Consider the following 12253-nt stretch of genomic DNA (forward strand, 5'->3'; position numbering starts at 1 on the left):
ATCTCTTTTGCTGCCATCGGAGCCTCCTCTTATTTATTTTTATTTTATTTTGTATTGACTTTTCTAATCATTAAACGCAACAATACAGCACCCATTGGGTACTGCAGACTTCAAATACTACTTTAGATGTGAAAAGAGCTACATTTTCACTAGTTTATTACCAATAAAAATGTAGCTTATAGCTTATGCCATTGGTACAAAATAGATACAGGTAAAAAAATTTCTATTTTCAAAGGTAAACATTTGTTTAAGAGCTCCTATCTGTTAACAGCTTTATTTTTTATTCTATATAGCTCTCGCCATTTAGAGTTAATCTATACATAATATTTTGAACTGTAGCTATATCTAATCATTATTTTCTGACAAACGTTTGCTAATATCTGAAGCACCATACAGAACTCTTGTAACTATAACATATTCGTCCTTTATTACATAAAACACAGAATATTTATCAACTATCATATGCCTTAATTCCATAGAATGTTCCGGTTCTGATTGCATGATTTTCATTCGTTCAGGAAACACGTCCAGCTTTTCAATTGCGTCTGCAATTCGGTTATACAGCTCCATAGCAGATTTCGGTGCCAACAAATGCTCTGAAATATAATTATAAATTTCCTCCATGTCGTTCAATGCTTTGGGAGTAATTTGTACAAGTGTGTCCTGAAGTGCCAAGAAATTGGTACATGCTTTAAGGGAGATGAGAGTAGGTCTCTCGGAATCGATATCCAGATATAGATTTCAAACCACCTTTGGGTGCTGTAGTCAAAAGCTATGGTACTGAGCGCAAAGGCAAAAGGCTGTTGGAACAGTCAGGTAAGTGTCATGGAGCTAAACGAAAGTGAAGTGTTCGATGAAGCATCGTTAATACTAAAATACAGTCAAAACCATTTGCTTTGTACACAGATGGGATAAGTTCAGAAGATATCTGGTTACTGACTGAACGGCTGTCGGTGTAAAGACTCTAGGAACATGACATAGGCTCTCTTAAGGAACAGGAGAATCCTGTAAAGTAATGTTAAGCGAAAATCCAAGCGAGAGAATGACAAGGATGATAGTAGCGATGAACTTTACAGGTGCGGAAGAACTCGTAGTAGTGATGAAGTCTTTGTAATGAAGATGGAGTGAAGGGGTTCTATCATTCATAACTCGCAAATTTAACAACCAGAAATGGGAGGATTTTATGAACGAGGGAAAATCGTTTCAAATTTCACAAGAATTAGTGCTAACAGCATACAAACGTGTAAAAGCGAACAAAGGTGCTAGTGGAGTGGATAGTATCAGTTTTGATGACTATGAAAAAGAGCTGAAAAATAACTTGTATAAACTATGGAATCGTATGTCATCAGGCAGCTACTTTTCAAAAGCTGTAAGGGGTGTTGAAATACCTAAGAAAAACGGTAAAAAAAGGCTATTGGGTATACCAACAATTGATGACAGAATAGCCCAAATGGTAACTCTAATGGTCTTTGAGCCAAATGTAGAAAAGAATTTTCTTGATAATTCCTATGGATATAGACCAAACCGTTCAGCAATAGATGCAGTACGAGTAACTAGAGAACGATGTTGGAAATATGGATGGGTCTTAGAGTTTGATATAGTTGGATTGTTTGATAATATAAATCATGAACTCTTGATGAAAGCTGTTAAAGCTCATACCAACGAAAAGTGGGTAATACTTTATATTGAAAGATTTCTAAAAGCATCGATAATAATGCCTGATGGAAGTATTCAGGAAAGAAAGGCAGGAACACCACAAGGTGGGGTCATCAGTCCAGTTCTTGCTAATTTATTTATGCACTATGCTTTTGATATCTGGATGAAACACAATTTTCCTTATAACCCCTGGGTAAGATATGCTGATGATGGAGTAGTGCATTGTGTAAGTGAGAAACAAGCTAAATACCTATTATATAGACTTAATAAACAGATGAATTTATGTGGATTAGAAATTCACCCGGATAAGACTCGAATTGTGTACTGTAGAAGTGACAAGTTCCAAGGAACTTATGAGTATACCTCTTTTGATTTTCTTGGTTATACATTTCGTACAAGGTATGTAAAAAGTAAGAATGGAAATTTCTTTAATGCATTTACACCAGCTGTTAGTAATGAATCATCGAAAATGTTTCGCCGCAAGATAAAGGATATCAGATTGAATAGCAAAATTATTTCTATGAATAAGCTAGCAGAGCTGATGAATCCTATCATCCGAGGCTGGATGAATTATTTCATGGTATTTGGTTCTGGAGAGGCACGAAAAAGCCTTGATTATATTAATATATCACTTGTGAAATTTGTCCATCGCAAATATAAAGGTAAAGGAAAATCCATGGGTAAATCATGGAGATTTCTTGCAAGATGGGCTAAAGGTAATCCTTCATGTTTCTATCACTGGGAAAAAGGGATTGCACTGACGATAGGATGATAAGAGCCGTATGACAGGAGACTGTCACGTACGGTTCTGTGAGAGATTTAGGGTGAAATTCCCCTTATCTACTCGACTACAATGTTTCATCTTAACGTGTCTTCCTGAAATTAGCAAAAGCTTTGGCAGCATTCTGCATATTTCCAGCTTTTATATCATCAAAGCCTTCCTGAAGCTTTGTGTGAATTTCCTGCGTAGTCATCAAATCAGCATTTAGATCTGCAGGTACTTTCGGCAGTGTTACAGCAAAAGGAATACCGCCGGCTAAAGCAATCTGCCTTAAATAAATATCAATTGCTGTTGACATAGGTATCCCAAGTTTTGTTAATACTTCTTCTGCACGTGTTTTCACATCTGGGTTAACTCTAAGATTTAATGTCGTTGATTTTTCCATGATAACCAACTCCTTTCACTTATATTGTAACGCATATGAAGTTACATTTCAAGTATAAATATAATTTCGTATATATAAAATTCCTGCAACCTTCTTAATTTTTTTCAAGTATCTTATGCAAAATTTCATATGTATTTAAGTTCCTTTTACAGACAGAGAACTTCGTATTCAGGTAATTTCATCTTTATGTAAGCAGATAATTATGCCCAATGACGATATCAGATTGATAGCAAGAAATATAGTTGAGAAATCGAATACTAAAAACAAAGATGCATTACATCTTGCAGCCGCTATATTTGGTAATTGCAATTATTTTATTACTTGTGAGGATAAATTTGTAAAGACGATTTGTTTTAAAATTCATCTGGATTTTCAATTCAGTCATTTGAATTCGTTCATTATTCCCACTGATTTTATATATTTTAATTACTCCTCCTCAATTCTATTTCTTCAATTCTTTTCACCTTAAACATCGGAAAAGACTGAAAATAGCATTAAGCTCAAGTTTTATTTTTTTTACCGTCTTTCACTTTTTATATAGAAAATATATTATAATATTTATGGAATGTAAGAAGGAATGTTCAGTATATCATAGAATGGATATAATGTATTGTCGAATAATTTGTTAAAGTTGACATTGATTAATAAAAGGAAGTGACACTGGTATGTGAAAACAGAATCTGTAATCTACATATTAAGGATTATAAAATTTCGAAGCAATTGGTTTAGATCTAATATGAAGTGTGGAAATACATGGACTTATTCGGCTTGTAATCATGTTGTAGATTAGGAGAAAAATTGTTATGTTATATGCAAAAATTAAGGATAAAAAAATACAATCAATTATTGATTTTCTGATGAATTATTCTACTGCTATTATTATAACGGTTCTTTTTTGCTTATTATTATTGGTGGTTAATGATCATGTAAGGAAAAAATATTCCACTGATATAGTGGGATATATTGAAAATTCTATGCCTTTAAGTATTGAAGAAAAGGCTTGGATTGAAAGAAATAAGATAGTCTTTGGCGCGGACAACAACTCTCCTCCTCTGAGATATGTGGATCTTGACACAGGGCAGTATAAAGGGACAACCTTAGATATTGTAGATGCTATTTCGGAAGAATTGAAAGTCCCGGTAATAGTGAAACCCTATGTATTTAAAGAAGCGTTAATTAACTTAGAAAATGGAAATATAAATATGTTTGATATGTTTCCCAGCGATGAACGTAGTAAAAAGTATCTTTTTACCACTCCGATTTATAGGCTTTGTGCGATTATAATAACTAACCAATCTAATATGGGGATTGATTCATACAATGATTTAGAAGGCCTAAAGGGGTCTACTCCCGAAGGAGATTACGCAGAAGAATTTTTAAGAGAAAAGGGAATAAATGTTCAGTGGGTGAAAAAACCTAATATGGAAGAATCGATGAAGCTTCTTTTAGAGAATAAAATCGACTGCGTCGTTGGAGATGAACCGGTTGTAGTGTATTTTAAGGACAGAATGGATAAAGAAAATAAGCTCAAAATTATAAATACAACTTTGTATGAAAAAGAAGTAGTATTCGGCATAAATAAAAAAGACGAAACACTAAAAAGAATTTTAAATAAAACAATTCTTCAAATAAGAAAAAAAGGGACAATTCAAAAAATCCAGCAAAAATGGTTTGGAATATCCGTTTCCTTTGACAGCGATACTTCAATATGGAATTTTCTTGCCATAGTCACCGTTACCGTACTGTTTGTTTTCTTGCTGTTATTTTATCTGATGGTATTTTGGAACAGAAATCTTAACCGCGAGGTGAATAACAGAACAGAAGAATTGTATAACAGTAAAAATGACCTGCAGACAATTTTGGACGGACTCGCTTACTTTATGATGGTTGCAGATTCCGAAGGCATAATCACAAATGCAAATATGGCTTTTACACATTTTGTCAAGTTATCCAGAGAACAAGTTATAGGAAGTAATATTATGGATTATTGTGATTTGATTTTTCCGGTGAAAAATTTTCAACATATATGGGATAATGTTAAGAAAAGGGAAAAAACGAAATTTGAATTTAGTAATGAAGGCTCATTTGAAGTTGAGGTTTTTCCAATTAATAATATAAAGAATGAATTGATAAAACTCCTGTTTGTAATAAAAGATGTAACTGAGATAAATATGACTCAAAGAAAATTGATACAGGCAGAGAAAATGGTACATGTAGGGCAAATGGCAGCAGGAATAGCTCATGAAATCAGAAATCCCCTGGGTGTTATTAAGAGTTATGTCTATTTATTAAAAAAACAATCCGGAGTGACGGGAGAAATCCAAGAAAAAAGTATTAAAGCTATAGATTCATCGGTGGAAAGAGCTACCAAAATAATAGACAACCTGTTGAATTATTCTCGTATGGCAGATGAAGAAGTTGGAATGGTCAAATTAGATAAGTTTATTGAAGATATCTTAGAATTGCAGTCTCATTTAATGAAGAATAAAAATATTGATATTACTGTCGACTGCCGGATAGAAGGTATGTTAACTTTAAATAAGGAGAGCTTAAGACATATTTTGATTAATATAATATCAAATGCCATATTGGCCATGCCAAATGGAGGAAAGCTAAAAATACTTTGCAAGAAAGATGGAGACAACATTGTAATAGGTGTTTCTGATACAGGTGTGGGGATATCAAAGAAAGACATAGAAAATATATACTATCCTTTTTTTACAAAACGTGAAGTAGGTGAAGGTACAGGTCTGGGCCTATACATTGCCTATAAAGAGGTTCATAAATTAAAAGGAGAAATTGTGGTGGAAAGCGAAGAAGGAAAGGGAAGTACTTTTACAATAATTTTTCCGGATTACAGAGATATGAAAATTTAGTCCAGCTAAGAATTGTCAATAAGAAATTTTAAAATATTTGATTTACCTTTTGGCTAAAAAAGAGTAATCTTAATAAGCCTTTTGAAAGGTAATCAAAAAACGAAAATTTAGATATGAAATTGTACTATAAAGCGATGTCACATCTCGCTTTTAAGTAATTCTTCTGGTGTTCCTCTGGTGTGATGATTTCAAATTTTTTTTCATCACGAAGTATTGCAAATACAATGTTACAGACCTTGTGCATAACAGCACCGAGAGCAACCATTTTAGGCTTTGATTGGCATTTTTTTAAATAGTAATCACGCAATACCGGATTCTTGGCTGAGCCATCTTTGTTTCTGCTAATACTGATTAGGGCCATTGTATGAAGGACCATTCTGGCAATACGAGAACCACGTTTAGACATGGATATTTTAGTGCCCTCAAAGTTACCTGATTGTTTTACAGCAGGGTCTAGGCCAAAGTAAGCAAATAGTTGCTTTGGAGATTGAAATGCTGAGAAATCTCCAATTTCACACATTAAACTTACTGCTGAAAGGAAACCGGCACCTTTAAAGGATTCAATAAGATGTATTTGCGTTACAACGTCAGTATCTTCGCTGCAATTTACTAATTCATGCATATCAGAAAGTATAGCCTGGATTTCCGCATCATACTGCCTGATAAAGCGGATGTATAGAAGAATACGTTTAAAATTACTGTTTACAGAATAACCAAAAACCTTTGCCTCATTTGCAGCTTTAATAATTGCATTATACTTTTTTTCAGAGTAAGTAATACCGAAGCGTGCAGTAGAGCGTATAGAAGCAACAATTTCATCTTTAGAAGCACTGAGAAATTTATCTGGAGATGTGTATTTTTCCAATAAGGTTAAAGCTATATTTACAGTAATTTTAGAGAAAATCTTTAAAAACTGGGGAAATACCATTCGTAGTTCACCTTGAAGCTTATTAACATAAGCAGAACGGTTATCCATCAGATCATAGTACTCTCTTGAAAGATTTCTTAAATCAAGAACAAGATCCGATGGAATAAGAGAAACTTTTAAATCAGGGTTTAAACCAATTAAAGCAGCTTTTTTTGAATCAAATTTATCATTATGGACTTTTCTAATATTAATATTTGTGCTATTCTTAGTGATGATAGGATTAATGATGGATACCAAAAATCCCTTATCACGAAGATAGCAGAAGAGCGGGAAATGATAAATTCCTGTGGATTCAAGGAAAATGTGACTTTCCAAAGAATACATCTCTTCTGCTTCTTTGATTTTAGAAACAGCCATAGAAAGAGAAATTAAATCAGAATGTAGGATTTTAAAGGGTTTGCCTACAAAAGTTCGGTTAGGAAGCGCAATAGACATAAAGCTAAAATCTGCACCGACATCAATACCAACCGAAATAAATAAATTTTGAAATAAAATGTTTGACATAAAAATAGCTCCTTTCCGATAGGAATCCATTTCCATCTAATGAGTACACAACCTTGCGGGTTATACGGGTATAGCCTGAGGCTCCCAACCAGCCGAATCATAAAACCTCATTGAATGGACTAATTGACTAAATCACGGGTATAGGCCAGTAAAAACCGACATCCCAAGGAGGAAAACATTATTTGTCCTATCCTTAAGGATTATACAATATGATCAGTCCGGAGTCTATCAGGAAGCGTCAGACATGTTAAATAAGTTAGATAATATCTGATGAAGGAAGAATTCCTTCTTCTATTATCGGATATGAAAAGATATAAACAAAAGATGAGTAGTCTTGATGACTATATCATCATTATACAAGGAGGTATTCATATGACTTCAGATAAAGCACGGATTTTAATTGTAGATGATGAATTCGATTTCAGAGAAAGCATGAAAATTATTCTTGAAAGTGAAGGATATATGATTGATTCTGTTTCCTCTGTAAGGGAAGCGTTTGAGTTATTAGACGAACATACGTATTTTTTAGTATTAACTGATATGGTTATGCCGGAGTTAAGCGGTATGGAGCTTCTGGATAAAATAAAGGCTGATTATTTAATGACAGAAGTAATAATGATCTCCGGTTACGGCACAATTGATAAAGCTGTTGAAGCCATGAAAAAAGGTGCCTTTGGATTTTTTGTAAAAGGAAATAATGTAGAAAGCCTTATTGCAGAAATAAAAAAAGTTGAAACCATGAGAAAACTTAAAAATGAAAATTATATTTTAAAGAATAGAATCGGTAAAACTTCGTATTTATTGGAAACAAGAAACCGTGAATTTTCAGAGGTTTTAAGAATTATCGAAAAAACGGCATTAAGCAATGCAAATGTGCTTATAATGGGAGAATCCGGTGTGGGGAAAGAAATTTTAGTAGAACATTTGCATAAAAACAGTCACAGAAAAAATGCCCCTCTTATAACGGTTAATTGTCAGGCTTTTTCTGATAGTTTGTTGGAATCGGAGCTTTTTGGTCATGAAAAAGGTGCTTTTACCGGGGCTTTTAACCGCAGAATCGGAAGATTCGAGGAAGCAAGCGGAGGGACTTTTTTTCTTGATGAAATAGGAGAACTTTCTCCTTCAACTCAGGTGAAGCTTCTCCGTACGATTGAAAATAAATATATAGAGAGGGCAGGGAGCAACAAAAAAATTCCAATAGATTTGAGGCTGGTTTGTGCAACAAATAAAAATTTGGTTAAGGAAGTTCAGGAAAAACGATTCAGAGAAGATTTGTTTTACCGCATAAATACGATTTCAGTATATGTACCGCCTTTAAGAAACAGAAGAGAAGATCTCCCCATGTTTATAGAGTTTTTTTTTGATAAATTTGCCTCTGAGCAGAAGAAAAGAATTAAGTCTATATCTAAGAATGTAAAAAAGTTTTTGTTGGAATACGATTACCCGGGTAATATAAGGGAGCTTAAGAATATAATCGAGAGACTGGTAGTCCTGTCTGAGGATGGCAATGTTACGGAGGCGGGCCTTCCTGTTTTAAACACTTTTAGCATAGATTACAGCGAAGATTTATCCCTTAAGGGAATAAGGCAATGTGCAGAAAAAGCTCATATTTTAAAAGTATTGGAAAAGTGCAATTATAATAAAATCAAAGCTGCTGAAATCTTAGATATAACCAGTCGGCAGCTATATAATAAAATGGTAGAATACAAAATAAAATAAGAAATAAATTTCAGAATGTACAGAAATATATTTCCGGAACTAAAAAAGCAGGCCTTAATTTTTATGGGCTTGTTTTTTATTATGAGACTGCAAATCAGGTAAGATACTGACTTATATTATGGAAAATCATGTTTTCAATCAATGAATAAAATCTGGCACAAGTCTTGCTTAATCAAAACTGTAGGTAAAATTATTTTTAGTAAAGGGAGGTATTATTTAATTGTTAATTAAAAAAGGTACATGGGTTCAAATTCATAATGTTGTTTTGAAGCCTGAAGAGAGGACAAGTAAAATTCCTGATGAAACGAAAGCTACGCCTCTTTCCATGTGGGTGAAAGGATATCTCAATACTGACGGGAAAATCGGGGAAGAGGTGGAAATCACCACAGTAACAGGGCGCAAGCTGACAGGGATATTGGAAGAAGTAAATCCCGCTTATACTTATGGTTTTGGTAAAAGCTATGTTCCGGAGCTGCTTCAAGTCCACGCAAAGCTTCGTGAAATAATGAATGGAGGGAATAAAAATGAGTAATAAGAATTCTTATAATGCTGTAACTGCCCGCAGCAATGAAATTTTAAAGAAAGCTCTGGGGATGGATTATTCTGAGTTTGAATCCGGCGGAATAGCCTTTGATTATGAAAAAATGATGGGCGAAACAGGTTACAGCTTTGAAGAGATCACGGATATTCAAAGAGAAACCGGAGTTGGTAATACTCCGTTACTGGAATTGAAAAACATTACTGCTTTGGTCAGAAAAATTTCTCCAAAGGGAAAGGGAGCAAGGATATTTGTTAAGGATGAACAGTGTAATCCTTCAGGAAGTTTTAAGGACCGCCGTGCGTCTATTTCAGCGTATCACGCTGCGAAAAACGGATATAAAGGCATAGTTGCGGCTACCAGCGGAAATTACGGTGCGGCGGTTGCTTCACAGGCAGCAAAAAGAAATTTAAAATGTATTATTGTTCAGGAATGCTATGATTCTAAAAAGATAGGGCAGCCTGAAATTCTTGAGAAAATGAGAAAATGCGAATGCTTAGGGGTAGAGGTTGTACAGCTTAGCGTCGGACCAGAGCTTCATTACAGTTTTCTCCGAATATTAGAGGAAACAGGATATTTTAATGCATCATTATATTCGACTTTCGGTATAAGCGGAGTAGAAACCTTAGGATATGAAATCGCTACGCAATGCAGAGAAAAGTTAGGAAAAGATCCTGATTATGTTATTGCAACACATGCAGGAGGAGGAAACTTAACAGGCACGGCCAGAGGGTTAATCCGTGCCGGAGCGAAGAATACAAAAATTTACGGTGCCAGTGTGGATTTGACTGGACTGCATATGGCATCGGATATAGACTTTAACAGAAAATCGTTTACCACCGGTCATACTGGGTTTGGCGTTCCTTATGCAACAAATCCTGATCATTCTGATGTACCCAGAAGTGCCGCAAGAGCATTAAGATATATGGACAACTATCTCCTTGTCCAACAGGGAGAGGTATTTTATATAACTGAAGCTTTGGCCGTGCTGGAAGGAATGGAGCGCGGACCTGCGGGGAATACATCTCTGACTGCCGCTTTTGCTTTGGCGCAGGAGCTTGATGAAGATCAGGTTATTGTAGTGCAGGAAACAGAGTATACAGGAGCAGGCAAACATCCTCTTGCTCAAATATCTTTTGCTCAAAGTATGGGAATAGAATTAAAATTTGGCGATCCAAAATCTGATATCCCAGGTAAAAATATTATTCTTCCAGAGCATCCTTCTCAGATAAAAGCCAGGTATTTCGATATGAGCAGGTTAAAGCATTCTTATATAAAAAATGCGGTAAAACATGTAAACGCTACAAGAGCTACGGAAAAGGATGTAGAATTTTTAATGGAAGAGACAAAAACGGATAAAGATTTCGTTGTAAAAGTCTTAAAAGAACTTAATATTGAAATAATATAAGTATAAAAAGGTTACGAAAAATTTATAAATAGAAAGGAAAGCTGATTAAAATGGATAAACAGGAACTAAAACGAGAGATAGGACCGTTTCAGGCTACTATGATGGTAGTAGGAGTAGTTATTGGCAGCGGAGTATTTTTTAAACCGTCTTCCGTGTTTGGAGGAACCATGGCTCCGGGTCTGGGACTGCTTGCTTGGATAGTCGGCGGAATAATAGCTATGGCCGGTGCCCTCAGCATGGCTGAACTTGCTTCTGCGATGCCGGAAACAGGTGGCCTTATGATATATTTAAACAAATTATTCGGAGAAAAGCTGGGGTTTCTTTTTGGCTGGACACAGGTGTTAATTTATTTTCCTGCGATGGACGCAGCATTAGCTGTTGCATTTGCTTCTCAGTGCACGTCTTTCTTTAATGCCGGACCTGCAGAACAGAAAATTATCTCAATAATAGTCTTGATAGTGCTTGGCTTGATAAACTTACTTTCTACCAAAGCAGGTGCAAAATTTGCTTCAGTCGTAACAGTCGCAAAATTAGTACCTATAGCGGTTATTATAATTGCCGGAATTTTCTTGGGGAAGGTTCATGCTTTCTCGCCTATGGTATCTGAAAGCAGTTCTCCTTCAGGCTTTGGAGCTGCAATGTTAGGTGTGCTTTTTGCATTTGAGGGGTGGATTTCAGTCTGCAATTTAGGCGGGGAAATTAAAGATGCGCCTAAAAATTTTCCAAAAGCAATTCTTTTTGGATTATCTATTATAACAGTAGTTTACCTTGGTGTAAATATAGCCGTATTAAATACCATGACTATAGAAGAAATTATCAATTCCCCAACGGTTGTTTCTGATGCAGCTGAAATCTTATTGGGTTCATTTGGATCCAAATTTATAGCATTTGGGATATTGGTTTCTATATTCGGCTGTTTAGCTCCATTTTTGCTGACCGGTGCGCGTTTGCCGTATTCTATGGCAAGAGACAACAAATTTATTTTTAAAGAGTTTTTTTCAAAGCTTAATAAAAACGGAACTCCCGCTAATGCAATTTTAATTCAAATCATTCTTGCTGTTTGTTATATTATGACCGGTACTTTTGACACCCTCACAAATCTTTTGGTTTTTGTAACGTGGATGTTTATATTTTTAGGCATTATAGGTGTATTTGTACTCAGAAAAAAACATAAAGATTTATTAAAAGAAGGTACTTACAGAGTTCCGCTATTTCCGATAGTACCTGTTATAGGGGCTGCCGGAGCACTTTATATTTGTATAAATACATTTATAAACACAACCGGGTATGCAATCTACGGATTAATCGTGACATTAGTAGGACTGCCGGTTTATATGTTTATAAAAAGAGCAAGTAATAATAGGACATGTGAAGAATCAAGTAAATAGTTTATATAGTTTTGGAGGCATGTCCCCAAATTTTAAGACAAGGGGACGTTTCGGGACCAGTGAAAAAGTA

The 12253-nt window shown here is 35.0% G+C and carries 10 protein-coding genes; 7 read left to right on the forward strand and 3 right to left on the reverse strand.

The window, feature by feature from the left end; translation table 11 throughout:
- Window positions 1-345: 345 nt before the first annotated feature.
- Window positions 346-675, reverse strand: a complete 330-nt coding sequence (locus PP176A_RS15600) for a type II toxin-antitoxin system RelE/ParE family toxin (RefSeq protein ID WP_200796186.1) — start codon at window positions 673-675, stop codon at window positions 346-348.
- Between the two features lie 99 nt (window positions 676-774).
- On the opposite strand from PP176A_RS15600, the gene PP176A_RS16285 reads away from it, so the two are divergent.
- Window positions 775-915, forward strand: a complete 141-nt coding sequence (locus PP176A_RS16285; RefSeq protein WP_159429075.1) for a hypothetical protein — start codon at window positions 775-777, stop codon at window positions 913-915.
- 268 nt (window positions 916-1183) lie between these two features.
- Window positions 1184-2428 carry a group II intron reverse transcriptase/maturase gene (ltrA, locus tag PP176A_RS15605; RefSeq protein ID WP_071141406.1) on the forward strand — a complete coding sequence of 415 codons (1245 nt, stop codon included), beginning with the start codon at window positions 1184-1186 and terminating at the stop codon, window positions 2426-2428.
- A gap of 91 nt (window positions 2429-2519) precedes the next feature.
- Here ltrA and PP176A_RS15610 read toward each other — a convergent pair whose 3' ends face one another.
- The gene (locus PP176A_RS15610; RefSeq protein WP_071141407.1) at window positions 2520-2822 is read right to left on the reverse strand and encodes a type II toxin-antitoxin system RelB/DinJ family antitoxin; all 303 of its coding nucleotides are present in this window, start codon (window positions 2820-2822) and stop codon (window positions 2520-2522) included.
- 803 nt (window positions 2823-3625) lie between these two features.
- Here PP176A_RS15610 and PP176A_RS15615 point away from each other — a divergent pair.
- Window positions 3626-5698: an ATP-binding protein gene (locus PP176A_RS15615; RefSeq protein ID WP_071141408.1), complete on the forward strand. Its 2073-nt coding sequence runs from the start codon at window positions 3626-3628 to the stop codon at window positions 5696-5698.
- 124 nt (window positions 5699-5822) lie between these two features.
- On the opposite strand, the gene PP176A_RS15620 is transcribed toward PP176A_RS15615, so the two are convergent.
- A complete protein-coding gene (locus tag PP176A_RS15620) occupies window positions 5823-7130 on the reverse strand; it encodes an IS110 family transposase (protein ID WP_071141409.1) in 1308 nt (435 codons plus the stop codon).
- A gap of 372 nt (window positions 7131-7502) precedes the next feature.
- Here PP176A_RS15620 and PP176A_RS15625 point away from each other — a divergent pair, with 372 nt between their 5' ends.
- The 4 genes from PP176A_RS15625 (at window position 7503) to PP176A_RS15640 (ending at window position 12183) form a co-directional block, all read left to right on the forward strand.
- Window positions 7503-8849: a sigma-54-dependent transcriptional regulator gene (locus PP176A_RS15625; protein WP_071141410.1), complete on the forward strand. Its 1347-nt coding sequence runs from the start codon at window positions 7503-7505 to the stop codon at window positions 8847-8849.
- Window positions 8850-9069: 220 nt separating this feature from the next.
- A complete protein-coding gene (gene ortA / locus PP176A_RS15630) occupies window positions 9070-9381 on the forward strand; it encodes a 2-amino-4-oxopentanoate thiolase subunit OrtA (RefSeq protein ID WP_071141411.1) in 312 nt (103 codons plus the stop codon).
- Window positions 9374-10795 carry a 2-amino-4-oxopentanoate thiolase subunit OrtB gene (gene ortB, locus PP176A_RS15635; protein ID WP_071141412.1) on the forward strand — a complete coding sequence of 474 codons (1422 nt, stop codon included), beginning with the start codon at window positions 9374-9376 and terminating at the stop codon, window positions 10793-10795. The genes ortA and ortB overlap by 8 nt, the downstream gene beginning before the upstream one ends.
- Window positions 10796-10845: 50 nt before the next feature.
- Window positions 10846-12183, forward strand: a complete 1338-nt coding sequence (locus PP176A_RS15640) for an APC family permease (protein WP_071141413.1) — start codon at window positions 10846-10848, stop codon at window positions 12181-12183.
- The last annotated feature ends 70 nt before the right edge of the window (window positions 12184-12253 follow it).

The organism is Sporanaerobacter sp. PP17-6a (genome assembly GCF_900095615.1).
Classification (GTDB): domain Bacteria; phylum Bacillota; class Clostridia; order Tissierellales; family Acidilutibacteraceae; genus Acidilutibacter; species Acidilutibacter cellobiosedens.